The sequence below is a fragment of the Kitasatospora sp. NPDC058032 genome (genome assembly GCF_042885845.1).
GTDB lineage: Bacteria > Actinomycetota > Actinomycetes > Streptomycetales > Streptomycetaceae > Kitasatospora.
This window is the reverse complement of record NZ_JBHVRK010000010.1, coordinates 41,184-67,108: the sequence shown is the minus strand read 5'-3', so window position 1 is coordinate 67,108 and position 25,925 is coordinate 41,184. Positions and strand designations below refer to the sequence as shown.

At 74.3% G+C, this 25,925-nt stretch carries 21 protein-coding genes and 1 riboswitch; of the genes, 10 read left to right on the top strand and 11 right to left on the bottom strand.

Annotated elements, in window-relative coordinates; translation table 11 throughout:
- Positions 1–191: 191 nt before the first annotated feature.
- Positions 192–1,151, top strand: coding sequence for a hypothetical protein (locus ACFVUH_RS18045; RefSeq protein WP_355362002.1), 960 nt, complete (start codon positions 192–194; stop codon positions 1,149–1,151).
- Positions 1,152–1,271: 120 nt separating this feature from the next.
- On the opposite strand, the gene ACFVUH_RS18040 is transcribed toward ACFVUH_RS18045, so the two are convergent.
- The 3 genes from ACFVUH_RS18040 to ACFVUH_RS18030 form a co-directional block, all read right to left on the bottom strand.
- Complete coding sequence (locus ACFVUH_RS18040) at positions 1,272–2,354, bottom strand: prenyltransferase (protein ID WP_355362003.1); 1,083 nt, start codon at positions 2,352–2,354, stop codon at positions 1,272–1,274.
- Entirely contained in the window at positions 2,351–3,124 is a 774-nt protein-coding gene (locus tag ACFVUH_RS18035; RefSeq protein WP_387914230.1) for a class I SAM-dependent methyltransferase, read from the bottom strand. Before ACFVUH_RS18035 ends, ACFVUH_RS18040 begins: the two co-directional genes overlap by 4 nt.
- A 155-nt stretch (positions 3,125–3,279) precedes the next feature.
- Positions 3,280–4,590 (bottom strand): glycosyltransferase family 4 protein, encoded by a 1,311-nt coding sequence (locus tag ACFVUH_RS18030; protein WP_355362007.1) that lies wholly within the window; start codon positions 4,588–4,590, stop codon positions 3,280–3,282.
- A 175-nt stretch (positions 4,591–4,765) separates the two neighbouring features.
- On the opposite strand from ACFVUH_RS18030, the gene ACFVUH_RS18025 reads away from it, so the two are divergent.
- The 7 genes from ACFVUH_RS18025 to ACFVUH_RS17995 all read left to right on the top strand — a co-directional run bounded on the left by ACFVUH_RS18025 (position 4,766) and on the right by ACFVUH_RS17995 (position 14,122).
- Positions 4,766–5,401: a TetR family transcriptional regulator gene (locus tag ACFVUH_RS18025; protein ID WP_355362009.1), complete on the top strand. Its 636-nt coding sequence runs from the start codon at positions 4,766–4,768 to the stop codon at positions 5,399–5,401.
- Between the two features lie 130 nt (positions 5,402–5,531).
- Positions 5,532–5,597, top strand: a riboswitch (cobalamin riboswitch).
- A gap of 116 nt (positions 5,598–5,713) precedes the next feature.
- Positions 5,714–6,991, top strand: a complete 1,278-nt coding sequence (locus ACFVUH_RS18020) for a prenyltransferase/squalene oxidase repeat-containing protein (protein WP_387914229.1) — start codon at positions 5,714–5,716, stop codon at positions 6,989–6,991.
- 101 nt (positions 6,992–7,092) lie between these two features.
- Entirely contained in the window at positions 7,093–7,746 is a 654-nt protein-coding gene (locus ACFVUH_RS18015; protein WP_387914228.1) for an SCO2322 family protein, read from the top strand.
- 113 nt (positions 7,747–7,859) lie between these two features.
- Positions 7,860–9,038: a CbiQ family ECF transporter T component gene (locus ACFVUH_RS18010; RefSeq protein WP_387914226.1), complete on the top strand. Its 1,179-nt coding sequence runs from the start codon at positions 7,860–7,862 to the stop codon at positions 9,036–9,038.
- Entirely contained in the window at positions 9,035–10,648 is a 1,614-nt protein-coding gene (locus tag ACFVUH_RS18005) for an ATP-binding cassette domain-containing protein (protein WP_355362017.1), read from the top strand. Before ACFVUH_RS18010 ends, ACFVUH_RS18005 begins: the two co-directional genes overlap by 4 nt.
- Positions 10,645–11,550 carry an ECF transporter S component gene (locus tag ACFVUH_RS18000; RefSeq protein ID WP_387914224.1) on the top strand — a complete coding sequence of 302 codons (906 nt, stop codon included), beginning with the start codon at positions 10,645–10,647 and terminating at the stop codon, positions 11,548–11,550. Before ACFVUH_RS18005 ends, ACFVUH_RS18000 begins: the two co-directional genes overlap by 4 nt.
- A 121-nt stretch (positions 11,551–11,671) precedes the next feature.
- The gene (locus tag ACFVUH_RS17995) at positions 11,672–14,122 is read left to right on the top strand and encodes an LPXTG cell wall anchor domain-containing protein (protein ID WP_387914223.1); all 2,451 of its coding nucleotides are present in this window, start codon (positions 11,672–11,674) and stop codon (positions 14,120–14,122) included.
- An 85-nt stretch (positions 14,123–14,207) separates the two neighbouring features.
- Here the strand turns inward: ACFVUH_RS17995 and ACFVUH_RS17990 are convergent, their stop codons facing one another.
- Genes ACFVUH_RS17990 through ACFVUH_RS17980 form a run of 3 tightly spaced genes read right to left on the bottom strand, consistent with a single transcriptional unit; the run spans position 14,208 to position 16,809 of the window.
- Positions 14,208–14,534, bottom strand: a complete 327-nt coding sequence (locus tag ACFVUH_RS17990; RefSeq protein ID WP_355362023.1) for an antibiotic biosynthesis monooxygenase — start codon at positions 14,532–14,534, stop codon at positions 14,208–14,210.
- A 45-nt stretch (positions 14,535–14,579) separates the two neighbouring features.
- Positions 14,580–14,711 (bottom strand): hypothetical protein, encoded by a 132-nt coding sequence (locus ACFVUH_RS17985; RefSeq protein WP_355362025.1) that lies wholly within the window; start codon positions 14,709–14,711, stop codon positions 14,580–14,582.
- 25 nt (positions 14,712–14,736) lie between these two features.
- On the bottom strand, positions 14,737–16,809 hold the full coding sequence (locus tag ACFVUH_RS17980; RefSeq protein WP_387914221.1) for a DHA2 family efflux MFS transporter permease subunit: 2,073 nt from the start codon (positions 16,807–16,809) through the stop codon (positions 14,737–14,739).
- A 341-nt stretch (positions 16,810–17,150) separates the two neighbouring features.
- On the opposite strand from ACFVUH_RS17980, the gene ACFVUH_RS17975 reads away from it, so the two are divergent.
- Positions 17,151–18,332: a peptidoglycan-binding protein gene (locus ACFVUH_RS17975; RefSeq protein WP_387914219.1), complete on the top strand. Its 1,182-nt coding sequence runs from the start codon at positions 17,151–17,153 to the stop codon at positions 18,330–18,332.
- 32 nt (positions 18,333–18,364) lie between these two features.
- Here the strand turns inward: ACFVUH_RS17975 and ACFVUH_RS17970 are convergent, their stop codons facing one another.
- The 4 genes from ACFVUH_RS17970 to ACFVUH_RS17955 all read right to left on the bottom strand — a co-directional run bounded on the left by ACFVUH_RS17970 (position 18,365) and on the right by ACFVUH_RS17955 (position 23,136).
- Complete coding sequence (locus ACFVUH_RS17970; RefSeq protein WP_355362031.1) at positions 18,365–18,952, bottom strand: TMEM165/GDT1 family protein; 588 nt, start codon at positions 18,950–18,952, stop codon at positions 18,365–18,367.
- Between the two features lie 243 nt (positions 18,953–19,195).
- Positions 19,196–19,999: an ABC transporter permease gene (locus tag ACFVUH_RS17965; protein ID WP_355362033.1), complete on the bottom strand. Its 804-nt coding sequence runs from the start codon at positions 19,997–19,999 to the stop codon at positions 19,196–19,198.
- 3 nt (positions 20,000–20,002) lie between these two features.
- Positions 20,003–21,610, bottom strand: coding sequence for a dolichyl-phosphate-mannose--protein mannosyltransferase (locus tag ACFVUH_RS17960; protein WP_387914217.1), 1,608 nt, complete (start codon positions 21,608–21,610; stop codon positions 20,003–20,005).
- A 185-nt stretch (positions 21,611–21,795) separates the two neighbouring features.
- Positions 21,796–23,136, bottom strand: coding sequence for an MFS transporter (locus ACFVUH_RS17955; RefSeq protein WP_387914216.1), 1,341 nt, complete (start codon positions 23,134–23,136; stop codon positions 21,796–21,798).
- Positions 23,137–23,306: 170 nt separating this feature from the next.
- Between ACFVUH_RS17955 and ACFVUH_RS17950 the strand changes: the two genes are divergently transcribed.
- On the top strand, positions 23,307–23,867 hold the full coding sequence (locus ACFVUH_RS17950; RefSeq protein WP_355362039.1) for a MarR family transcriptional regulator: 561 nt from the start codon (positions 23,307–23,309) through the stop codon (positions 23,865–23,867).
- A 107-nt stretch (positions 23,868–23,974) separates the two neighbouring features.
- Here the strand turns inward: ACFVUH_RS17950 and ACFVUH_RS17945 are convergent, their stop codons facing one another.
- Positions 23,975–25,774, bottom strand: a complete 1,800-nt coding sequence (locus ACFVUH_RS17945) for a glycosyl hydrolase family 18 protein (RefSeq protein WP_355362041.1) — start codon at positions 25,772–25,774, stop codon at positions 23,975–23,977.
- Between the last annotated feature and the right edge of the window lie 151 nt (positions 25,775–25,925).

Genomic DNA, 25,925 nt, shown 5'->3' with positions numbered 1-25,925 from the left:
AAGCGCGCAGTTTGCAACGACTTCGCCCCTTTCCCGAGCCCTGCCGTGCACCTGCGCGGCCGTTGGCCCTAGGCTTCTGGTCCGTTCGGGGTTTTCCGGCCGGTCAGCCGACCGGTGGGCGCCGACACCACACCGGCCCAGCGCCGAAATCGAAAACCGCCGACCACGACACACCAACGAGGGGAACGTTAGTGAATCTGCGCGCTCTCACCAAGGGAGACGCCGCCGTCGCAGGTGCGGCCGTCCTGCTCTTCATCGCCTCCTTCCTGCCGTACTGGACCGTCGACTGCAAGGGCAAGTACTGCGGCGACACCTCGACGAACGCCTGGGACAGCGTCCTGTTCCCCGTCCTGCCCTCGGTCTTCCTGCTCGGCATCCTCGCCGCCGCCCTCATCCTGGTCCAGCGCTTCCAGGGCCAGGCGGCCGCGAACCGTCAGATCCTCGGCCTGCGCCTGGACCAGTGGGGCATCGCCTTCTCGGTGGCCGCGCTCTGGGCGGCGCTGTGGTCGCTCGGCGGCGGCCTGAAGGGCATCAACCACGGCATCGGCGCCTGGCTCGCCGTCATCGCGCTGATCGTGCTGGCCGGTGCGGCCGCGGGCGGCCAGCTGCTCCCCGTGCTCAAGACCCCGCTGGTCACCGACCGTCCGGCCGCCCCGGCCGCCTTCCCGGCCGGCGGCTACCCGGCCCCGGGCCAGCCCGGACAGCCCGGCCAGTACGGCTACCCCGGCCCGGGCCAGGACCCGAGCCAGGCGCCGGCCCCGGCGTTCGGCGGCCAGCCCGGCGGCTACGGCTACCCGACCCCGCAGGCCGGCCAGCCCGGTCAGCCGGTGCAGGGCCAGCCGCAGGACGTCGCCGCCCAGCAGGCCGCGGCCGCGCAGGCCGCCGAGGCCGAGGCCGCCCGTCGGGCCGCCGCGCAGCAGGCCGCGCAGCCGCAGCCGGCCCCGGCGGCCGACTTCGCGCCGTTCTGGTTCGCCGTCCCGGCGCCGCGCCAGCTGGCCCCGAAGGACAGCCCGGCCGGCGCGCCGGTCGGCGAACTCGTCCCGGGCACCTGGTACCTGGCGGTCGAGCAGCGCGGCACCGCGCTGGTCGCCCAGCTGCAGGACGGCACCCAGGGCGTGCTGGCCGACACCTCGGGCATCCAGCGCGGCTGACCCGCGGAGCCGGCCGGTCCGGCCGACCCGCGGAACGCGTGACGCCCGTGCCACCACACCGAAAGGGGCGGGACCGGATCTCTCCGGTCCCGCCCCTTCGGCGTCGCTGCCGCCGGACGGTCAGCAGCAGTCCTGAACCACCAGCCCGGCCGGCAGCTCCTCGCCGCCGAAGACCGCGACCGTCGCCGGGTGGCCGCCGAGCGCCGCGACCGCCAGCAGCAGCGCCCCCGCCGTCCAGGTGGTGCGCTCCTCGGGCCAGATCGCGTCGTCCTCGAAGACGTACCCGGTCCAGTACGAGCCGTCGACGTGCCGCAGGTGCTTCTGTATCCAGCGCAGGATGTCCACCGCGCGGTCGGACTCGCCGACCGCCCAGAGCGCCATGGCCAGCTCGGCGCTCTCGCCGCCGGTGACCCAGGGGCGGTCGCTGACGCAGCGCACGCCCAGGCCGGGGACGACGAAGCGGTCCCAGTCCCGGGCGATCCGCTCCAGCGCGGCCGGGCCTCGCAGCGCGGTGCCGAGCACCGGGTAGTACCAGTCCATCGAGTAGCGGTCCTTGTCCAGGAAGCGCTCGGGGTGGTGGGCGACGGCGTGCCGCAGCCGGCCGGCCGCGAGCTCCCAGTCGGGCTGCGGCTCCTCCAGGTAGTCGGCGACGGCCAGTCCGCAGCGCAGCGCGTGCAGGATGCTGGAGGAGCCGGTGAGCAGCGCCTCGTCGGTGGCCGCGCCGTGCTCGTCGACCCGCCAGGCGATCGGCCCGCCGGGCAGCCGCTGGGCGACGATGAAGTCCAGCGCGCGCCGGACGGTCGGCCACATCCAGTCCAGGAAGGCGTCGTCGCCGGTGGAGAGGTGGTGGTGCCAGACGCCGACAGCCACGTAGGCGCAGAAGTTGGTCTCCTTGGCCGCGTTGCACACCTCGCCGTCGGCGTGGTCCGGCCGGCCGTAGGCGTAGGCGGCGTACCAGGAGCCGTCCGGGTTCTGACGCCCGGCCAGCCAGCGGTAGGCGGCCTCGGCGGCGGCGTGCTCGCCGGCGGTGTCCAGCGCCATGGCCGCCTCGGTGTGGTCCCAGGGGTCGAGGTGGTGGCCGCGGAACCACGGTACGGCGCCGTCGGGCTGCTGCTCGGCGAGGATGCTGCGGACGGTGTCGGCGGCCTGTTCGGCGTCCAGCACCCCTTCCAGCAGCAGGACCTCCGGGACGGCGGCGGTCACTCCGCCCCGCCCGCTGCCCGGTCGGCCGTGCCGCGGGACGCCCCGGCCCGGTGGGGCTTCGCGGCGTAGGCGACGAAGCTCTTGCCGATGACCGGGTTGAGCGCCCGCTCGGCGGCCTTGGTGAGGGTGCTGATGACGGGCGTGCCGACGATGTCCCAGACCAGCAGCTGGTGGTAGGCCTTGACCGGCAGCGCCTTGTCGTTGTCGACGCCGACCGCGCACTTGATCCACCAGTACGGCGAGTGCAGCGCGTGCGCGTGGTGGGTGCCGTACGGCTCCAGGCCGGCGTCCTTGAGCTTGTCGAGCAGTTCGTCGCCCCGGTAGATCCGGATGTGACCGCCCTCGACCTCGTGGTACTCGTCGGACAGCGCCCAGCAGATCTTCTCGGGCAGCCAGCGCGGCACGGTGACGGCGAGCAGGCCGCCGGGCTTGAGGACCCGGAACATCTCGGTGAGCACGCCCTTGTCGTCCGGGATGTGCTCCATCACCTCGGAGATGATGATCTTGTCGAAGTGGTCGTCCTCGAAGGGCAGGGCCAGCGCGTTGCCCTCCATCGCGACCGCGGACGCGCCCTCGGGCGCCTCGCCGGCCTGCTCCATGGCGGCGAACCACTTCCTGACCTCGGCGATCTCCTCGGCGTTCTGGTCGAGGGCGACCACGTTGGCCCCGCGCCGGTAGCACTCGAACGCGTGCCGCCCCCCGCCGCAGCCCAGGTCGAGCACCCGGTCGCCGGGGGCGAGCGGGAAGCGCGAGAAATCAACGGTCAGCACTGCGGACTCCCATTCCTTCGGTACCCAAGGTTCCTGACGCCGGGTCAGAGACATCGCGGGGGCGTTCGGCGCGCGTACGGGGCGGGGACAGGGCGGCGCGCGCCGTCCGAGCGGGTGCGGCCGACCGCCGTCCGGCCGCACGCCGGCGCACGCCGTCAGGCCACGTAGCGCCAGCCCGGTCCGGAGCGGGCCGCGCTCCCGGCCCCGGTGGCGATCGCGGCCCGGTAGCCCTCGACGGTCAGCTCGGCGGCGCGCTCCCAGGTGAACCGCGCCAGCACCCGCTCCCGGCCCGCCGCGCCGAGCGTCGCGCGCAGCTCCGGGTCGTCCAGCAGCCGGCCGAGCGCCGACGCGAGCGCGTCCGGGTCGCCCGGGGGCACCGCCAGGCAGCTCTCGCCGTCCGGTCCGGCGACCTCCGGGATCGCCCCGCCGGTGGTGGCGACCAGCGGGGTGCCGGTGGCCATCGCCTCGGCGGCGGGCAGCGAGAAGCCCTCGTACAGCGAGGGCACGCAGGCCACCTCGGCCGAGCGGTAGAGGTCCACCAGCTCACGGTCGGTCAGGCCGTGCCGGAACTCGATGTGCCGCTCCAGCCCGAAGGCGCGCACGGCGCGGGCGATCGGCCCGTCCTCCTTCTGCGGCTTGCCGACCACGACCAGGTGCGCGTCCCGCTCGGTGCGGACCTTGGCCAGCGCCCCGACCAGGTGCACCAGGCCCTTCAGCGGGACGTCCGCACTGGAGGTGGTGACGATCCGTCCGGGCACCCGCGCCACCTCGTCCGACGGCGACCAGAGCCGGGTGTCGGCGCCGATCGGCACCACCGAGACGGTGTGCGGCGCGGCGCCCAGGTGCTCGGTGATCTCGCGCTTGGAGGTGCCGGAGACGGTGATGATGTGGTCCAGCCGGGCGGCGACCCGGCGCTGCATCCGGGTGAAGGCGTACCAGCGGCGCAGCGACAGCCGCTTGAGCCGGCCGGTGGCCGCGTCCAGTTCGACCTTGCGGTCCACGGTGATCGGGTGGTGGATCGTGGTGACCAGCGGGAAGCCGTGGCGCTCCAGGCCGAGCAGGCCGTAGCCGAGCGTCTGGTTGTCGTGCACGACGTCGTAGCGGCCGCGGTGGGCGGCCAGGTACTGACGGGCCCGCAGCGAGAAGGTCAGCGGCTCGGGGAAACCGCCGGTGCGCATCGTCAGGTACTCCAGGACGTCCACCGGCCCCCGGTACTCCTCGCGCGCCGGCGTGCGGAAGGGGTCGTCCGCCCGGTAGAGGTCCAGGCTGGGCAGTTCGACCAGCCGGACCGAGCCCGGCCCCTCGACCTCGTCCAGGACGGGGTACGGCTGGGCGCCGATCACGTCCACGTGGTGGCCGAGGCGGGCCAGCTCACGGGAGAGGTGCCGTACGTACACGCCCTGGCCGCCGCAGAACGGGTCGCCGCGGTACGAGAGCAGGGCAATCCGCAGCGGCTGCGCGGTCATCGTCGGCCCTCATCTCTGCTGCTGTCTGTGCTGCCGGTCGGTAAAGTAGATCAGGTTTCAGTGGGTGTGGAGTCCACCGGTGACCATGTGAACAATGAGAGACCTCGAAGATACCGGCCCGTAGCTTCCGCTCAGGATCCAGGGCTGGTGATTCGCGCCACGCCCGGGAGTGTCCTTGCCGTCACCGTCGTCACCACCCTCGCCCCCGCCCCCGCCGTCCCCGCCGGCCCGGCCGCCGGAGTCACCGCTCACCGCCCGGCAGGCGGAGCGGCGGCGGCGGATCCTGCGGACCGCGACCGCGCTGGCGGCGCGCGGCGGGTACGACGCCGTCCAGATGCGGGAGGTCGCGGAGGGCGCCCAGGTGGCCCTGGGCACGCTCTATCGCTACTTCCCCTCCAAGGTGCACCTGCTGGTGGCGGTGATGCTGGAACAGTTGCGCGGCCTCCAGGAGCAGGTCCGGCGGCACCCGCCGGTCGAGTCCGAGCCGGCGCCGCGGGTCGCCGAGACGCTCACCCGGGCGTTCCACGCGCTGCAGCGCGAACCGCTGCTGGCCGAGGCGATGGTCCGCGCGCTGTCCTTCGCCGACCGCTCGGTGGGCGCCGAGGTGGACCAGGTCTCCGCCGCCACCGGGCAGCTCATCCTGGACGCCATCGGGCAGTCCGGACCGCCCACCGAGGCGCAGCGCGCCGCCGTCCGGGTGATCGAGCACACCTGGCACGCGGCGCTGGTCGCCTGGCTCTCCGGCCGCGCCTCGCTCGCCGAGGTACGGGCCGACCTGCACACGGCGGCCCGGCTGCTCACGCTGCCCTGAGACCGGCGCCTCCACCGCCCCGCGACCGGCCGAACTGGAACCTGTTCTCACCCGGCCCGCTCCGGTCCGCCCGGACCGGCGGCTAAAGTCGACGGGCAGGACAACTCCATCCGTTCCTCCTCCGGGGAAAGCCGGTGCGAATCCGGCGCTGACCCCGCAACCGTGAGCCCGGCGCCCGTCCGCCGGGCGAGCCGGAGTGCCCGGGGAGGGGCGAGCGGCCCCACGCCCGGCGGACCACCGCCGGGCACCGTCGAGGACTACGGGACGGCCCGCCCGGGCCGGCACCGCTCATCGAAAGGCACACCTCCGATCATGCTGACCGCCGCCCGTCTGGGCGCCGCCGCCCTGACCGCCGCGCTGCTCGCCGGCACCGCCGCCGCCCCGGCCCTGGCCGACACCCCCGGCGCCGGAACGGCCCCCGCCGCCGCGGTCCCCGACGGCCTGTACGGCAAGGGCGACCCGACCTACGACGGCGTCTGGCGGCAGTCGCTCGCCCTGACCGCGCTGACCACCGCCAAGGTGACCCCGGCCGACTCCGCCGTCGCCTGGCTCACCGGCCAGCAGTGCGCGGACGGCGGCTGGCCCTCGTACCGGGCCGACGCCTCGGCCGCGTGCGACGCCAAGACGGAGGACAGCAACGCGACCGCCGTCGCCGTCCAGGCGCTGGTCGCGCTCGGCGGCCACCAGGAGGCGGTCGACAAGGGCGTCCAGTGGTTCAGGGCCAACCAGAACCCGGACGGCAGCTGGGCCTACAACCCCGGCAACCCGGGCGACGCCAACTCCACCGCCCTCGCCGTCAGCGCGCTGCTCGCCGCCGGGACCGACCCGGCGGCCGTCGCCAAGGCCGGCCGGAGCGCCTTCGACGGGCTCGCCGCCTTCCAGCTCGGCTGCGCCGCCCCCGCCGAGCAGCGCGGCGGCTTCGTCTACCAGACCTCGCCGGACGGCACCCCCGCCGAGGCCAACGGCCTGGCCGGCGGCCAGGCCTCGCTCGCCGCGACCGGCGGCCGGCTGCCGGTCGTGGGCACCACCCGCTCCGACTCCGCCCCCAAGGCCCTGGCCTGCCCGGACGGCGGCGCCACCGCCACGGCCGTCCCGCGCGCCGACTCCGGCGAGGCGGCGAGCGCGTACCTCACCGCGCAGCTCGCGGCGGGCGGGCAGCACCTGACGCTGACCCTGCCCGGCGCCGCGCCCGCCCCCGACTACGCGGCCACCGCCTGGGGCGCGCTGGGCCTGGTCCAGGGCGGCCACCCGCAGCAGGCCGCGGGCGCCGTCGACTGGCTGGCCAAGGAGGGCGGCAGCTGGACCAAGGGCGGCACCGACGCCGCCGCCACCGCCACGCTGCTGCTGGTCGCCCAGGCGGCGCAGCGCGACCCGGCCGCCTTCGGCGGGACCGACCTGGTCCAGCAGCTGACCGCGCTCGGCCCGGCGCCGAAGGCCACCGCCGCCGCGTCCGCCCCGGCGAGCGCGCCGGCGAAGAAGGAGGACAAGGGCGGCCTCAACACGTACTGGCTGCTCGGCATCGGCCTGCTGATCGGCATCGGCGGCGGCCTTCTGCTGAGCCTCCAGCGCAAGCGCGGCGCGAAGCTGTGACCACCCCCGGCCGGGCCCCGCGGCCGGAGCCGCCGGCCCCGCCGGACCCCGCCGCGTCCGGACCCGGGTCCGAGGCGCGGCGGCGGGTGGTGCGGGCGGCCGTGCGGTTCGCGGCCGGGGTGATCACCGGGCTGCTGATCCTGCTGGTGCTCGCGGCTGCCCCGGCCCAGGCCGCCGGGTACCGGTACTGGTCGTTCTGGCAGTGGTCCGCAGGCGGCTGGGCGTACCAGCAGCAGGGGCCCGCCGTGCACGTCCCGGCGGACGGCGCGGTGGAGGGCTGGCGGTTCGCCGTCAGCCCGGACGGCGGGCGGGACGCCGCCCGGCCCGCCGCGGCCGGGGATTTCGCCGCCCTCTGCGCCGGCACCCCGGCCCAGGACGGGCGCAAGCGGGTGGCCGTGGTCCTGGACTTCGGCGGCGCCGCCGACGCGCCGGGCGGCGAGAGCCCGCCCGCGCCGCGGACCGCGTGTGCCGTCGTCGCGCCCCGCGCCGGCTCCGCCGAGGTGCTGGCCACCGTCGCGCCACCGCTGCGGTACGACGGCAACGGCCTGCTCTGCGCCATCGCCGGGTTCCCGCGCGCCGGGTGTGCCGACCAGCTCGGCGCGGCCGGCGCGCCCGCCGGCGGCGAGCGCCCCACGGAGAGCGCGAGCGCCGCCCGGACCTCCCCGAGCGGGCCCGCCCTCGGGGTGGGCGCCGGCCTCGCGCTCGTCGTCGTGCTCGGCGCGGGCGCCGCCTGGCAGGTGCGCCACCGCCGATGAGCCCCACGCCGCGCGGCCCCGCCCCGGAAGGCCCGAGGCAGAACGCCCGGCATGGAAAGTCGGCCCGTCCGACTTCCCGCTCCCCACCGACCGTCCCACCCCTGGACCCCACCGTGCCCACATCCCGCGCCGCCCGTCGCCGGCCCCCCGCCGGCCCGCGCCACCTGCACCCCGGTGCCTGGTGGCTGTGGGCGCTCGGCCTGGGCGCGGCCGCCACCCGCACCACCAACCCGCTGGTCCTGCTGCTGCTCGCCGCCGTCGCCGGCTACGTCGTCGCCGCCCGCCGCGGCGACGCCCCCTGGTCGCGCTCCTACGGCGCGTTCCTGCGCCTGGGCCTCCTCGTGCTCGGCATCCGCCTGCTCTTCGCCATCCTCCTCGGCTCGCCGGTCCCCGGCACCCACGTCCTGTTCACCCTCCCCGAAGTCCCGCTGCCCGCCTGGGCGCAGGGCGTGCGGATCGGCGGCCGGGTCACCGCCGAGGGCCTGCTCGCCGCGCTGTACGACGGGCTGCGGCTGGCCACCCTGCTGGTCTGCGTCGGCGCGGCGAACGCCCTCGCCAGCCCGGCCCGTCTGCTGCGCACGCTCCCCGGCGCGCTCTACGAGGCGGGCGTCGCCGTCGTGGTCGCGATGACCTTCGCCCCGAACCTGGTCGCCGACGTGCAGCGGCTGCGCGCCGCCCGCCGGCTGCGCGGACGCACCGACCGCGGGATCGCCGCCGTGCTCAGCGTCGGCCTGCCCGTCCTGGAGGGCGCGCTGGAGCGCTCGGTGGCGCTGGCGGCCGCGATGGACACCCGCGGCTTCGGCCGTACCGCCGCGGTCCCGCGCCGGATGGCCGTGCTCACCGCGGTGCTCACGCTGTCCGGGCTGCTCGGCGTCTGCCTGGCCGCGTACGGACTGCTGACGGCGGGCGGCGCCGGATGGGCGCTGCCGGTGCTCGTGATCGGCCTGGCCGCCGCCTTCGCCGGGCTCCTGCTCGGCGGCCGGCGCTCCGTCCGCACCCGCTACCGGCCGGATCCGTGGGCGCTGCCCGAGTGGCTCACCGCCGGGTCCGGGATCGCGGTCGCCGCGTCGACGGCCTGGCTCGCCGCGCTCGACCCGCTCGCCTTCGCCCCCACCGTCGTCCCGCCGACCGCGCCCGTCCTGCCGGTCGCCGCCGCGGCGGCCCTCCTGCTCGGACTCGTCCCCGCATGCGCGGCCCCGCCCCCGCCGGCCGCCACGGCCGCCGCCGACACCGCTACCGACACCGCCGCCACCACCGACACCGACCCGGCCCAGCCCCGGAGGACCTCGTGATCACCTTCGAACAGGTCGGCGTCCAGTACGCCGACGCCGCGGCCCCCGCGCTCAGCGGCGTCGACCTGACGATCCCCGAGGGCGAACTCTGCCTGCTCGTCGGCCCGTCGGGCTCCGGCAAGTCCACCCTGCTGGGCACGGTGAGCGGCCTCGTCCCGCACTTCACCGGCGGCGTCCTGCACGGCCGGGTCACCGTCGGCGGGCGCGACACCCGTGAGCACCGCCCGCGCGACCTCGCCGACCTGGTCGGCACGGTGGGCCAGGACCCCCGCGCGCACTTCGTCACCGACACCGTCGAGGACGAACTCGCCTACGGCATGGAGTCCCTGGGCCTGCCCCCGGACGTGATGCGGCGCCGCGTCGAGGAGACCCTCGACCTGCTCGGCCTGGCCGACCTGCGCCGCCGCGCCCTCACCTCGCTCTCCGGCGGTCAGCAGCAGCGGGTCGCGATCGGCTCGGTGCTCACCGTCCACCCGCGCGTGCTGGTGCTGGACGAGCCCACCTCCGCGCTGGACCCGGGCGCCGCCGAGGAGGTGCTGGCCGTGCTCCAGCGGCTGGTCCACGACCTCGGCACCACCGTGCTGATGGCGGAGCACCGGCTGGAGCGCGTGGTCCAGTACGCCGACCGGGTCCTGCTGCTGACCCCCGGCGCGCCGCCGGTGCTCGGCGAGCCGGCCGAGGTGATGGCGAACGCGCCGGTCCACCCCCCGGTGGTCGGACTCGGACGGCTGGCCGGCTGGCGCCCGCTGCCGCTCACCGTCCGCGACGCCCGCCGCCGGGCCGCCGGGCTGCGCGACCGTCTGGCGGAGCACCGCCCGCCCGCCCCGCCCGCCGTCCGGCACGGCGAGCCGCTCGCCACCGCCTCCCGGCTGGTGGTCCGCCGCGGCCCCGTCCCCGCCCTGCGCGGGGTCGACCTGACCCTCCACCCGGGCGAGGTCACCGCCCTGATGGGCCGCAACGGCGCCGGCAAGTCCACCCTGCTCGGCACCCTGGTCGGCCTGCACCCGCCCACCGCCGGCTCGGTCACCGTCGGCGGCCGCACCCCGCACCGCACCCGGCCCGCCGAGCTGATCCGCCAGGTCGGCCTCGTCCCGCAGGACCCGCGCGACCTGCTGTACGGCGAGAGCGTCGGCGCCGAGTGCGCGTCCGCCGACCGCGACGCGGGCGCCGAGCCGGGCACCTGCCGGGCCCTGGTCGAACGGCTGCTGCCCGGCCTCGCCGACACCGCCCACCCGCGCGACCTCTCCGAGGGCCAGCGCCTCACCCTCGCCCTGGCGGTGGTGCTCACCGCCCGCCCGCCGCTGATCCTGCTCGACGAGCCCACCCGGGGACTCGACTACGCGGCCAAGGCCCGGCTGGTGGAGATCCTGCGCGACCTCGCCGCCGCAGGCCACGCGGTGCTGCTCGCCACGCACGACGTCGAACTCGCGGCCGAACTCTCCCACCGCACCGCCGTCCTGGCCGACGGCGAGATCGTCGCGGACGGGCCGACGCCGGAGGTGGTGCTCGGCTCGCCGGCCTTCGCCCCGCAGGTCGCCAAGATCCTGGCGCCGGGCCCGTGGCTGACCGTCCACCAGGTGGCCGACGCCCTCGCGGAGGCCGCCGAGTGAACCCGCCGCACGCCCCGCTGGCCCGCCCCGTCCCGCTCGGCCGCCGCTCGGTGCTCGCCCTCGCCCTGGTCTCCCTGGTCGGCGTGGCGGGCTTCGGCTGGCCGCTGCTCGCCGCCACGGACTCCGCGCTGGTCGGCCACTCGGCCGACGCCCCCTGGCTGTTCGCCCTCCTGCTCCCGCTGCTGCTCGCCGTGCTCGTCGCCCAGATCTCCGAGGGCCGCGCGGCGGGCGGCGGCGCGCCCGGCCTGGACGCCAAGTCGGTGGCCCTGCTCGGTGTGCTGGCCGCCGCCAGCGCCGCGCTGCGCCCGCTCGGCGCGGGCACCGCCGGGCTGGAGCCGATGTTCTTCCTGATGGTGCTGGCCGGCCGGGTGCTCGGGCCGGGCTTCGGCTTCGTGCTCGGCGCGCTGTCGATGTTCGCCTCCGCCCTGCTGACCGGCGGCGTCGGGCCCTGGCTGCCGTTCCAGATGCTCGCGATGGGCTGGGTGAGCCTCGGGGCCGGCCTCCTGCCCGGCCCGGCCCGGCTGCGCGGCCGCCGCGAACTCGTCCTCCTCGCCGGCTACGGAGCCGTGGCCTCGCTCCTCTACGGCGTGATCATGAACCTCCAGGGCTGGCCCTACATCGCGGGCCTGGCGAGCTCGATCTCCTTCGTCCCGGGCGATCCGCTCTCCGACAACCTGGTCCGCTTCGCCGCCTACTGCCTGACCACCTCCCTCGGCTGGGACCTCCCGCGCGCCGCGCTCACCGTCGTCCTCTGCCTCACCCTCGGCACCCCGCTGCTGCGCGCCCTGCGCCGGGCCACCCGCCGCGCCGCCTTCACCGCCCCGGTCGCCTTCCGCCCGCCGACCCGCCCAGCCGGCAGCACCCCGCCGGCCGAAGGGGTGAACCACACCGCCCGCCCCTGACGACGGTCCGCCGCCTTCGACTGCCCCAGCCGTATGAAGGTCCCGCCGGTCGGGATTCGGCGCCGGTCGATACAGGTACGAGGTTCTGCTGTCAGCGTCACCCCCCGACAGCGAGGTTCCCGTGTCCCCTGTCCGAAGACTGCGGCCGCGGCCGCCGTACGTCCTGTCCGCATTGCTGGCGGTGGTGCTCGGTGCGGGCGCCGCCGCACTGACCGATCCGGCCCCGGTGGCCCAGGCGGAGGCGGCGAGCGCCGACCACGTCCGGCCGGCCGCGCAACCGGCGGCCAGGGCCGCCGAACCGAGGCCGAGGGGGGCCGGGACACAGCGTCCGATCGGCCCGGACCCGGTGGTCGACCTCCTGGCGCACGGCAATCTCACCATGGCCTCCAACTCGGTGCTGACCTGCGACGACAGCGACGGCACGGTCTGCTCGGACACCGAGGGGTCGAACAACGGCCGGACCAAGTTCGTCAAGGTCGACCCGAACGCGCCGGGGCCCAACGCCTCCTCCGCGCAGCTGCTGCTGCCGGCCGGCGCCAACGTCCTGTCGGCCCGGCTGTACTGGCAGTTCAACCCGACCAACACCAGCACCGCCGGCGGCACCTCCGGGGACATCAACACCGGCAACCAGGTCTTCTGGAAGGTCCCGGGCGGCGCCTCCTACGAGCAGCTCACCGCCGACACCTACGACTGGTTCGACCAGATGGTCGGCGGCACCCCGCCGGAGCCGCTGCTGGCCGGCGGGGCGGTCAAGGACGTGACCGCGGAGGTGAAGGCGGCCGGCCCGGGCAGCTACACCGTCGCGGACATCCAGGCGTGCGCCGGACGGTCCTCCGCGCAGAACTTCGGCGGCAACAACGTCGGCTGCTGGGGCGGCTGGTCGCTGGTCGTCGCCTACGAGGACCAGGCGGAGCCCTTGCGCTACCTCCAGGTCTGGGACGGCTACCAGCTGCTGCGCGACCCGAACAACGCGACGACGATCACGCTCGGGGGCATCCGCACCCCCGCCACCACGGCCCCGAAGGCGATCATGGGGATCACCGTGGGCGACGGTGACGCCCCGATCGCCGGCGACACCCTGGCCGTCGGCTCCGCGACGGACAACCTGACCCTCCTGCCGATGCCCGGCCCCACCGGGATCGGCACGGACAACGCCTTCACCAGCCGGATCGACCACGTCGCGACGGACGGGACCGGCACCAACATCACCACCCGCGATCCGGACCCGGTCAACAACTACGGCTACGACGCCCGGATGATCGACGTCACCGGCAAGATCCCGGCCGGCAGCCACCAGGCCCTGGTCCGCATCAGCGGCGCCGGTGACGCGCTGGAGCCGCAGGCGCTCTGGCTGGCCCTGGACGCCCTCGAACCCGACCTCCAGGTCTCGAAGGCCAACACGCCGCCCGGCAGCCCCGACGACAACCCGCCCGGCCTGGTCGGCCCCGGTCAGACCATCACCTACTCGTTCACGGTGGCCAACCGCCACCAGGACGGCAGCTCCAGCGACCTCGACACCGCGACCGGCGTCACCGTGACCGACCGGATCCCGGTCGGCACCACCTTCGTCGCCGGGTCCAACCCCGCCTGCCAGGCCTCCGGACAGACCGTCACCTGCACGGTCGCCGACCTGGCACCCGGCGCCGAGGCCACGGTCGCCTTCCAGGTCACCGTCGACGACTCGACCGCCGTCGGCACCCACCTCGACGACACGGCCACACTCCACTTCCGGGGCAGCCAGACCCAGCGGGAGCAGGAGCGCACCAGCAACACCGTCCGCAACACCGTCGCCGAGGTCCCCGGCTACACCATCGTCAAGACCGCCACCCCGGCTACCGCCCGGCCCGGCGACACCGTCCGCTACCGGCTCCAGGTCACCAACACCAGCCAGGCCGACGCCCCGGGCATCACCCTGACCGACGACCTGTCGGGTCTGCTGAACTCGGCCGCGTACAACAACGACGCCGTCGCGGACCGCGGGAGCGTCAACTTCGCCGGCACCACGCTCACCTGGACCGGTGACCTGCCCGCCGGGGCCAACGCGACGATCGACTACTCCGTCACCGTGCACTCCCCGCTGGCCGCCGACGCGGTGCTGCGCAACGCCGTCACCTCCGGCACCTTCCCGAACAACTGCCCGCCGGGATCGACCGACCCGCGCTGCCGCGCCGAGGTTCCGGTCACCGTGCCGAGCCCGAGCCCCAGCCCCAGCCCGACCCACAGCCACAGTCCGACCCACAGCCCGCGCCCGACCCACAGCCCCAGCCACAGTCACAGTCCGACTCACAGCCCGAGCCCCAGCCCGACCCACAGCCACGGTCCGAGCCCGAGCCCGAGCCCGACCCACAGCCACAGTTCGAGCCCCAGCCCGAGCCCCAGCCACAGCCACAGTTCGAACCCGAACCCCAGCCACAGCCCGGAGCCCGGCCCGACCGGTCCCCCGCACCACGGCGGCCACCTCCCCGAGACCGGTAGCGACACGGCCCGGCTGCTGCCCCTCGTCGGGCTCGCCGCGCTCGGCGCCGTCGCGGCCGGCGCGCTCCTGGTGATCCGGGCCCGCCGCACCCGCTGAGTCCCGTAGGGACGACGCCCGCACGGCGGACACCGACGGCCGCGCCCACGCTCCCCGCGTGGGCGCGGCCTCGTGCGTGTCGGGCTCAGGCCTTGGGGCCGGTGGCCTGGACGACGTCGAAGGACCAGAGGGTCGAGCCGGTGGCGGCGGGGCGCTGCGGGGCCTCGCCCTCGGGGGCGGCGGGGCGGTGGGCCGAGCGCATCGGGCCGGTGAGCCAGGCCTGGAAGGACTCCTCGTCGCGCCAGCGGGTGTAGACGAGGTACTGGTCGGTGCCCTCGACCGGGCGCAGCAGTTCGAAGTACTCGAAGCCGTCCGAGTTCTCCACCGCGCCGGCCCGGGCGGCGAAACGCTTCTCCAGCTCCTCCCGCTGCTCAGCGGGGACGGTCAGGACATTGATCTTGACGACGGACACGCCGTACCTCCTCGGGGTTGTTCTGAGAAGGCAGTCTGCTACACCTCACACGATCCACGGCGGGGCGACCCTGTTCCCGGTCTCCAGGTCGTGCGCGGTGGACGGCGCCGGGGAGGCGACCACGGCGGTGAAGCCCCCGTCGGAGCGCAGCCGGCGCGGGGCTCCGGCGGGCAGCACCAGGGTGTCGCCGGCGGCGGCGCGGTCAGAAGGAGCGGCCCTCCCCGTGGTACGGGGGCTCGTGGCCGGACGGGTCGGGGCGGTCGCGGGCGTCGGCGCAGAGGGTGGAGGCCATCCGGGTGAGCAGGTCGGCGAGATCGGTGTACTGCTTCTCGTCCCAGTCGCCGAGGAGTTCGGCCAGCTGGGTGCGCCGGGCGGCGACCAGCTGGCGGGCCGTCGCCTCGCCCGGTTCGGTGAGGCGCAGCGGCAGCCCGCCGGTGCGGGCGGCCAGACCGCGGCCCTCGACCTCGCGCACCGCCTCCTCCACCACCGGGAACGGGATGATCCGGCGCTCCGCCAGTTCGGCCGGCTCCACGGAGCCGTGGTGGTGCATCTGGAGCAGCAGCCAGCTGGAGGCGGGCTTGAGGTCGAGGCCGGCGGTGGCGGTGATCCGTTTGAACAGGTCGCGTCGCGCCTCACGGGTGCTCAGCACCGACAGGGCCCGGCTGATCTCGTCCAGCGAGGAGCGCTCCACCGGGTTGACGCCGATCGACTCGCTCAGGTCGGGGGCGGTCACGGTGCTGCGCAGCTTCTGCTCCCGCAGGAACAGCGAGAGGACGAAGGCGACCACGGCCACCGGCACCGCGTAGAGGAAGACCCGGGTGATCGACTCGGCGTAGGCGTGGTGGATCCCGGCCTGGGCGGCGGCGGGCAGCTGCCCGATGACGCGCGGGTCGGAGGCGATGGTTCCCGGCTCGAAGCCGGGCGGCAGCGGGATGCCGGCCAGCGCGTCGTGGAGGCGGCGGTTGAGGCCGGAGGCGAAGACCGTGCCGAAGACGGAGACCCCGACCGAGGCGCCGATGGAGCGGAAGAAGGTGGCACCGGCGGTGGCGACGCCGAGGTCCTGGTAGCCGACCGAGTTCTGCACGATCAGCACCAGCACCTGCATCACCAGGCCGAGGCCCAGCCCGAAGACCAGGAACCAGCAGCTCATCACAAAGGTGCTGGTGTGCTCGTCGAGCGTGGAGAGCAGCAGCAGGCCGACGACGGTGATGGCCGTTCCGGCGATCGGAAAGACCCGGTAGCGACCGGTGCGGGCCACGATCTGCCCGGATCCGATCGAGGTGATCAGCATGCCGATCACCATCGGCAGCATGTGGATGCCGGACATCGTCGGCGAGACGCCCATCACGATCTGGAGGAAGGTCGGCAGGTAGGTGAGCGCGCCGAACATCGCGAAGCCGACCACGAAGGAGATGACGGCCACCAGGCTGAACGTCCGGGAGCGGAACAGCCGCAGCGGCAGCACGGGTTCGGCGGCGGTCCGCTCCACCAGGACGAAGGCGCCCAGCAGGACCAGGCCGAGCACGGCCAGGCCGATGATCTGCCAGGAGCCCCACGCCCAGGTGGTGCCGCCGAGCGAGGTCACCAGCACCACGCAGGTGGCGACGGCGGCGATCAGCGTGGTGCCGAGGTAGTCGATCCGGTGCCGGCGCCGGGTCTGCGTGCCGTGCAGCACCGCCGCGATCACGGCGAGGGCGACCACGCCGATCGGCAGGTTGATGTAGAACACCCAGCGCCAGCTGAGGTTGTCGACGAACAGCCCGCCGAGCAGCGGGCCGAGCACGCTGGTGACGCCGAAGACGGCACCGAAGACGCCCTGGTACTTGCCGCGGTCCCGGGGGGCGACGAGGTCCCCGACGATGGCCTGGGAGAGCACGATCAGCCCGCCGCCGCCCAGGCCCTGCAGGGCGCGGAAGGCGATCAGCTCGCCCATGTTCTGGGCGATGCCGCACAGCACCGAGCCCAGCAGGAAGATCACGATGGACGCCTGGAAGAAGACCTTCCGGCCGTACATGTCGCCGAGCTTGCCCCAGAGCGGGGTGGCCGCGGTGGAGGCGAGCAGGTAGGCGGTGACCACCCAGGAGAGGTGTTCCAGGCCGCCGAGGTCGCTGACGATGGTGGGCAGGGCGGTGGAGACGATGGTCTGGTCGAGCGCCGCGAGCAGCATCGCCAGCAGCAGGGCCCCGATCGGCACCCACAGGTTGCCGGGCGCGGGCTGGGGCGGGCCCGGTTCGCCCGCCGGGACCCGGTCGGACGCGGCGGTCGGATCCGTCATGGCGTCTCCGTATCCGTAGCAGCAGCTCTGCGGTGATCACTCCCGGCTCACCATGCTGTCAGAAATGCGACGATTCGCACTTTTTCCGTTGAGCCGAACGTCAGGGCGCGCGCGGTCGGGACGCTGTCGCGACCTCCACGTCGACACATCGACCGTCCACCGGCCGCAAACCCCCACCAACCGGCACAAGACCCCCACAACGCGCCGGACGCCCCTGTCCCCCCTCGGGGACGTCCTGCATAATCAGGCCCGTCCGACGTCCGCACACGAGTCCGACCGGAGCCCGACCGGAGCCCGGGTCCGAGACCGCCACCGACCGAGATACCCAGGAGGGCCGGCCGATGCCGGACCAGCACTGCCCGACGTGCGGCACCGCACGCTCCACCGGGTGCGGCTGCCTCGTCCCGGACGGCAGCCTCGACGAGACCACCGTCCTGCCGCACCTGGAAGGCCCGCCGCTGGTCCGCCCGTACGTGCCGCTGGCCGTCGGCCAGGTCGTCGACGGCCCGCCGCCCGGGGCGGCCTACGAAGCGGTGCCGCCGCCACCGGCCGGCGACCCGTTCGGCACCACCGTGCTGCCGCCCGCCGCTCCCCCGCTGGGCCCGGACGCCGACGCCTACGCGACCACCGTGCTGCCGCCGGTCGCCGCCGCCCCGCAGTTCCCGCCGCCGGCCCGGCCGCCGCACCCGCACGACGCACCGGCCGCGCCCGCCGAGGACGAGCTCGGTGTGTTCCCGTTCGCCCACGCCGCCGCCGCACCCGAGACCCCGGCCGCCGGCGGCCGGGCCGCCCGGCGCGCGGCCGAGCAGAAGAGCGCCCGCGGCCCGCTCGCCCGCCGCAAGGGCCTGCTGATCGCGGCCGGCGCCGGCCTGCTGGCCGTCACCGTGGGACTCGCCTACGCCATCACCCCCTCCTCCGCACCGCCCGACGGGGCCGCCCCCGTGCCGACCGCCACGCTCGGCCTGGCACCGGTGGACCCGACCACGCCGGCCCAGCCGAGCCCGAGCGCACCGTCACCCACCGAGGACACCCCGGCGCCGACACCGACCCCGTCCCGGACGACCGCCAAGGCGTCGCCGAGCAAGTCCCCGACCGGCACCCCGCCCCCGGACGCCCCCGCCACCACGGTGGCCGCCGCCCCGCCGGTGAAGGCGCCGGATCCGGATCCGGCCTCCACCGCCCCGCCCGCACCACCGGCGCCGCTCCCCACCGCCCCGCCGCCCGCGCCCACCACCGCGGCGCCCACCCCGGCCGCCCCCTCCCCGACCGCCACCCAGACACCGACGCCGACCCCGACGATCCGGGTCCTGGAGTACGGGATGGAGGGGCCCGACGTCCAGGAGCTCCAGCGGAAACTCTCCGTCGTGATCTGCTGGGAGAAGGTGCCCCCGACCGGAAAGTACGACGACCGCACCAAGCTCATCGTCATGTACTTCCAGGACATCAACGGCATCCGGGGCGACGCCCGTGGTGTCTACGGCCCGAGCACCCGCGCCGCCCTGGAGGCCCGAACCGGCTGCTGAACGGCCGGGGGCGCACCGGACCGCCCGCCGCGTCAGCCCTTGATCGCCTGGAAGATGCTGAACGCGGCCATCAGCACCATCACACCCGCCGCGAACCGGATGATCATCTTCATCGGCACGTGCTTCAGCAGCTTCTGCCCGCCCAGGATCGCGATCCCCGCCACCGCGCACAGCGCCAGCCAGGCACCCAGGCCCACCGCGAGCGGGTCGGCGTACTTGGCGGCCAGGTTGGCGGTCATGATCTGGGTCAGGTCGCCGAACTCGGCGATCGCCACGACCACGAAGCTGGCCCCGGCGACCTTCCAGAAGCTGTTGGCGGACGGCTCCTTGGCGGCGTGCCCGTCCTCCTCGTCACCCCCGCCGTGGAACAGCAGCATCGCCGCGCCGGCCAGGAACAGCACACCGGTGACGCCCTCCACCCAGCGGTGCGGCAGCAGCGAGAGCAGGTGCCCGGCGACCAGCGCGATGCCCACCTGCAGGGCGAAGGCCGCGGCGATGCCGGCGAAGACGTAGCTCGCCCGGTACTTGGCGCCGAGCATCAGGCTGGCCAGGGCGGTCTTGTCCGGCAGTTCGGACAGGAAAATGATGCCGAAGGTGATCACGGCAACGGTCAGACTCATCGGGGGTGGTGTCCCTCGGGTTCGGGCTGCCGGCCCGCAGCAGCTCCGTCAGGGGTCGCTCCGGCCCGACAGCACTGGTTGGCATTCCACGGCACGCGCACGAGGCGCGTCTGTCCACACAGCACTGCGGCCGAAGGTCTCGCCGGCACCGGCCGCGAACCGCGGGTGCCCCGGGCGCCGGGCCCGAGGGGCCAGTATGTCGACGGTCCGGTGGAGGGCTACTCCCCTTCAACGCTGCTCAGCCTACCCGATCACGTCCCCCGGCCGACCGGCGCTCACCAGCCCCCGGCCGACCAGCTCCAGCACCACCACGACCGCCACCGACTCCACCGCCAGCAGCCCGACCAGCACGAACAGCTGCACCGCACCCGCCTGGACCGGCGAGGCCCCGCCGAGCAGCATGCCGACGAAGGCGCCCGGCAGGGTGACCAGGCCCACCGTGCGGGTCTGGTCGAGCGCCGGGACGAGCGAGGTGGCGGCGGCCGTGCGGCAGATCTCCATCCGGGCGTCCCGGTCCTCGAAGCCGAGCGCCAGCGCCGCCTCGACCTCGCCGTGCCGCTGACGCAGCTCGTCCAGGGCGCGCCGCCCGGACAGCGAGGTGGCGCTGAGCGCGCCGCCGATCAGGATGCCGGCGACCGGGATGACCGACAGGCCCTCGAACGGCAGCAGCCCGCTGCCGAGCAGCAGCAGGAGCACCGGCAGCACCCCGGCCCCGATCGGCGCGGCCGCCCACAGCCAGCCGCGCCCGGGGGCCGGCACCATCCGCCGCCCGGCGGTGCGCACCGCGACCGTGAACATCAGCAGCACGAAGAGCGCCGACCACCAGCGCGAGCCGACCACCCAGGTGATCACCAGCGCGACGGCGGCGAGCTGCACCACCGCGCGCAGCCCGGCCCGCAGAACGGCGTGCCCCTGGCCGAGCCGCCCCCACCCGGCGACGGCCACGCCGGCCAGCAGCAGCAGGGCGGTGACCACGCCCAGCCCCGGGGTGACCGGCAGCAGCTGCCCCGCGTCGGCGAGCGACGACGCGCCCGACCGGCCGGGCACCGGTCAGATCCAGCTGGTGAACCACATCCGGTCCTGCCAGGACGACATCGGGATCACCTCCGCCGTGTACAGCGGGTAGAAGAAGGCGAAGCAGGCCATGATCGCCAGCACGATCAGCCCGGCGCCGATCGCACCGATCCGGCGCCGTTCGGGCGGGCACCCCGGCGGCCCCAGCATCGCTCCCAGCATCTGCGCCACGGCCAGGCAGAGGAAGGGGACGAGCACCACCATGTAGAAGGAGAAGACCGTCCGCTCCTGGTACTGGAACCACGGCAGGTAGACGCCGGCCACACCGCACAGCACCGCGCCGGAGCGCCAGTCCCGGCGGAAGACCCAGCGCCAGAGCAGGTAGACCAGCGCGATGCAGGCCGTCCACCAGAGCAGCGGGGTGCCGAGGCCGAGGATCTGCGCCGCGCAGCCGCCGGAGTCGGTGCAGCCGCGCTGTCCGGCCGGCACCTGCTCCCAGTACATGGAGACCGGCCGGCCCTGGAGCAGCCAGCTGAACGGGTTGGACTGGTAGGTGTGCGGGCTGCTCAGGCCGGTATTGAAGTCGTACATCTGGGCGTGGTAGTGCCAGAGGCTGCGCAGCGGCGCGGGCACCCAGCTCATCGACACCTGCGGCAGCCCGATGCCGAGGACGCTGTCCGGGGAGAGCCCGGCCCGGCCGTCGGCCCACTGGCGGTCGAAGCCGCCGCGGGTGAACAGCCAGCCGGACCAGCCGCCGAGGTAGACGAGGAACGCGGAGCCGACCATGGCGAGGAAGGCGGGCAGCGCGTCGAGGCGGAGCATCGCGCGCCAGGGGCGGCGGGCGCCGGCCCAGCGGCGGCCCGACTGGTCCCACAGCACGGTGAGCAGGCCGAAGGCGGCGAGCACCATGGCGCCGTTCCACTTGACGCCGGCGGCGGCGCCCAGGCAGAGCCCGGCGGTGATCCGCCAGGGCCGCAGGCCGAGCCGGACGGTGTCGCCGCCGCGCTCGGGCAGGACGGCGGCGAGCCGGGCGCGGGTGCGGTCGCGGTCGATCAGCAGCGCCCCGAAGGCGGCCAGGACGAAGAACATCTGGATGCCGTCGAGCAGGCCCACCCGGCTCATCACCAGCTGGAGGCCGTCGACGGCCATCAGCAGGGCGGCGGTGCAGCCGATCAGGGTGGAGCCGAAGAGCCGGCGGCCGATCCGGGCGAGCATCAGCACGGTGACGGTGCCGAGCAGCGCGGTCATGAACCGCCAGCCGAAGGGGTGCAGGCCGAAGGCCCACTCACCGAGGGACATCACCCATTTGCCGAGCGGCGGGTGGGCGATGAACTCGGGCGCCGAGGTCAGCGGGACCTGCTGCGGGACGGCCAGGATCTGCTCGTTGGCGTGCTCCGGCCAGGTGCCCTCGTAACCCTGCTGGAGCAGGGACCAGGCGTCCTTGGGGTAGTAGGTCTCGTCGAAGACGAAGGCGTTGGGGTAGCCGAGGTTCCAGAACCGCAGCAGCCCGGCGAAGACCGCCACGGCGATCGGTCCGAGCCAGTCGGAGCGGTCCGCCGCCCGGCGCAGCAGCCCCCGCCGCTCCGGTGCCGGGTCGGCGGGTGCCGCTTCCGCCGGGGGGTGGGTGAGCGCCGCTTGGGTCATGGTGTGGATAGCCTCGCCGATTTCGCCTGTCTCGCCTGTGCCGGTCGTGGCCGGCCGGTGCCCCCCGGGGCCGGCCGGACGGTCGACAGCCACTGACACTATGTGCCGCCGAGCGTGAAACCAAGCGCGACGGGCGCCGGACAGGTGACCTGTCCGGCGCCCGTCGGGGCGGTGCCGCCCGGGGATCAGGCGGCGGCCTGGAGCTCCCGGACCGGTCGGGCCGGGGCGCGGACCGGGGCCGCGGGGGCCTGCTCCTCGCCGGCCGGGCCGTCGACCGCGTTGTCCTGGGCTGCGGTGAGGTACGGCCGCAGGCGCAGCGCCAGGACGACGATCAGCACGGTGCTGCCGGCCATCGCCGCCAGGTAGAGCGGCCAGGTGCCGGAGCCGACCAGCAGCACGCCCACCGCCGGGCCGACCGCGATCGCGATCTGCTTCACCAGGGCGTACCCGGCGTTGTAGGTGCCGAGCAGCCGGGCCGGGGCGAGGTCGGCGACCATCGGGCCCATGGTGGGGGCGAGCAGCGACTCGCCGACACCGAACAGGGCGTAGATCGAGACGATCGCGACCGTGGCGGCCATCGCCTCGGTCCGGATCAGCCCGGCCACCAGGGCCATCGCCCAGGCGCCCAGCCAGACCACGGCGGCGGCGGCCATCGCGGTGGTGCGCCGGCGGCGGGCGGTGATCCGCACCACGAACATCTGCAGCACCACGATGGTCAGCGCGTTGGCGCCGATGGCGATGCCCAGGGTGGACGGGGCGGTGCCGACGGTGTCGGTGGCGAAGGCGGCGACGCCGGACTCGAACTGGCCGTAGCAGGTGAAGAAGATCAGCCCGGCGAGGATGCTGAGCCGGAGCATGGCCTTGTCGGCGAGCAGGGCGCGCAGACCCTGCGGGCCGTCGTTCTGGTCCTGGACGAGCAGCGGGGCGGCCTTGGGGATCCGGGCGGTGCCGGTCACCAGGGCGAGGCCGAGGAAGGTCGCGGCCTCGATGGTGAACAGCCGGGTCAGGCTGGCCGGGTCGGTGACGTTCACGATCTGCCCGCCGACCAGCGCGCCGATGCCCATGCCCAGGTTGACCAGGGTGAACTGCAGCGCGAAGGCGTGCGAGCGGGTCGCCGCGGTGGAGCAGCGGACGATCATCGTGGCGAGCGCCGGCTGGCAGGTGGTGACACCCGCGCCGAACAGGAACGAGGAGACCAGCAGCGCCGGAGTGCCGGTGGCGTGCCCGAAGGCGAACGCGCCGGTGGCGGCCAGCGCGGTGCCGGCCAGCAGCACCGGGCGCGGCCCGTACCGGTCGATGCCGCGGCCGGTGAACGGCAGGACGGCCAGCGCGGCCAGCGCGAAGACGGTGAACACCATCCCGGCGGCGAGCGAACCGAGCCCGCGGACCTGGTCCACGTACACGAACATGTACGGCATCGTGAATCCGCTGCCGAACGCGCTGAGCGCGTTTCCGATCTGGACGCGGCGCAGCGGGCCGCCCGCCCCGCGTCGCTGCTGCCTCTGCTGCTTCACCGTGCCGGTCACCGTGCACACCCCTTCATTGCGGACGGGCCCCGTCAGGGCTCCGTCAGTTTCGCTGCATACTCTTAAGGGAAGAAGACTTAAGAGCTAAAGTTTGACTCTAAAGTCTTAGCACCCGAAGAGTGCTGAGTCAAAGGCTTAAGGAGTGCACTTCGCATGGGAGACTGGTCCGCATGACTGCAGAGAAGCCCGCGCCGGCCACCCCCCGCGAGCTGGGCATCGCCGAGCAGGTGGCCCTCTACCAGCGGGAATTCCCCACCGTCGACCCGCAGGTGGAGACCATCGTGCAGACGCTCTCCCGGGTCGCCCGGCGGATGAGCGTCGCCTACGACCGCCAGCTGACTGTGCTCGGAATCACCTCCGCCGAGTGGGAGGTGCTCAAGGCGCTGGTCGTCGCCGGCGACCCCTACCGGCTCGGGCCCGGCGAGCTGGCCAAGCGGCTCGGACTCACCCCCGCCGCGATGACCCACCGGATCGACCGGATGGTCACCGAGGGACTGGTCACCCGGGAGCGGGACGAGTCCAACCGGGTCCGGGTGATCATCGAGCTCACCGAGCTCGGCCGGGACAAGTGGCTGGAGTCGATGCGGATGGCCGCGGTCTTCGAGGAGGAGCTGCTCCAGGACCTCGTCGGCGAGGACCGCACCGTGCTCTCCGGGATGCTCGCCCGGATGCTGCGCCGGATCGAGGAGAGCCAGCCGGACGCCCTCGGGCGCACCGCCGACCTGAACTGAGGGCGCACGGACAGCAGTCCGGCCCGCCGGGGGACTCCCCCGGCGGGCCGGACCGTTTCGTGCGGTGGTGCGAGGGTCCGTCAGGCCCTCATCCGATCAGTGGTGGATCAGCAGGGGCCGTTGTCGGTCCAGACACCCCAGGCGCCGCTGGCGCTCGGGTCGTCGCCCTTGGTCCACCACTTGTTGGTGTAGTAGTGGCCCTTCCAGGAGACCTTGGTCGAGGTCGCGTAGGTGGCGGCCGCGTCCCAGCTCGGGGCGCCCGCGCAGCCGGCCGGGGTGGTCGGCGGCGTGGTCGGCGGAGTCGTGGGCGGGGTGGTCGGCGGCGTGGTGGGCGGCGTGGTCGGCGGGGTGGTCGGCGGGGTGGTCACCGGCGGGGCCGGGCAGCCGGCGGCCGAACCGTTGGTGGCCTCGACCATCTTGTCGAACAGGGCGGTCTTGTTGCCCAGGTCGTACAGCGAGAAGGCGAAGGAGCCACCGAGGCCGTTGCAGTGCGCGTAGTCCAGCTTGGCCTGGATCGAGCGGGCGTCCTCACCGGACCAGAAGACGTTGCCGTCGTAGAAGTAGGTCGCCTTGGCGTCCTCGTCCCAGTAGGTCTTCGCCGGGTTGTCGACGAAGCCGGCCAGCTCCTTGTACATCTGGATGCCGGCGACGCCGCCCGAGAGCGGGGCGCCCGGGGCCGGGGCGGTGGCGGCCTGGAACAGACCGTTCTTGCCGTTGTTCTGGACGCCGGTCCAGCCGCGGTAGTAGAACGGCACGCCGACGTTGATCTTCTTGGCCGGGAAGCCGCCGGGGATGCCGTACTGCGGGTCGCCCACGGTGTAGGCCTTGACGGCGTTGTCGACCGAGTACTTGCCGGTGCCACCGGGGACCGGGTTCATCGGGTCGTTCGGGCCGCTGTAGATCGGGGCCTGGTGGTTGGTCGGGCCCTTGGCCTCCCAGCCGCCGTGCATGTCGTACGTCATGATGTCGAGGAACGACAGGTACTGACCGATCTTGTCGGTCTCGACGTTCTTGATCTTGTCCTGACCGGCGCCCACCGCGGCCGCGGTGTGGTAGGTCTTGCCGTCGGCCTTGCCCTGCGCGTCGAGCTGCTCGCGCAGTTCCTTCAGCAGCAGGGTGAAGTTCTGCTTGTCGTTCGGGCTCTCCTGGTTGCCGAGGTGGCCGCCGCCGCCCGGGTACTCCCAGTCGATGTCGATGCCGTCGAAGATGCCGGCCGCCGAGCCCGGGCCGCCGTAGCCGGCGTCGACCGGCAGGTTGCCCTTGATGAACATGTCGATGCAGGACGAGACCAGCTTCTTGCGCGAGGCGTCCGTGGCAGCCGCCGACGAGAAGTACTTGGAGTACGTCCACCCGCCGAGCGAGATCAGGATCTTGAGGTTCGGGTTCTTCGCCTTCAGCTTCTTCAGCTGGTTGAAGTTGCCCGCGATCGGCTGGCCCCAGACGTCGCCGACGCCGTCGACCGAGATGTCCGGGCCGAAGCTCTTCTGGTAGTCGGCGAACGCGTCCGCCGCACCGTCACCCGCGCTCGGGTTGTTCTCGTCCTGGCTCGCGGCCTTGGTCGCCTGGAAACAGGTGCCGTTGGTGGGGTGGATGTTGGCGAACGAGTAGATCAGGTAGTCCAGCTTCCCGGCGACGCCGGTGTCCTGGATCGTCTTGGGGTAGTACGCGTTCGAGTAGATCGACCACTGGTCGAAGTAGGCGACCTTGATGCCACCGCTGGTGGCGGGCGCGCCGGTGCTGTTGCCGACGGCGGCGTTGGCGGTGGCGCCGCCGCTGAGCGCGAGGCCCGCGCCGAGCAGCAGGGAGGCCGTGGTACCGGCGGCGATCGCGGTCAGGGACTTGGACCGCTTGCGGCGGCCGCCCTCCTGAACCGGGGCCCCGGCCCTTTCGATGCGTGAACGGAGCATGGGTGCGTGACTCCTGGGTGTGGGGGATTCCGACGCGCCCCGGGGCGCAGGTACGGGGTGGGGCCGTACGACCGGGACATGACAGAACAGGATGGGGGAATCGAGCGGAACATGCCTTGACGGACGCCGGGATAAGCCGAACCGGCGTCAG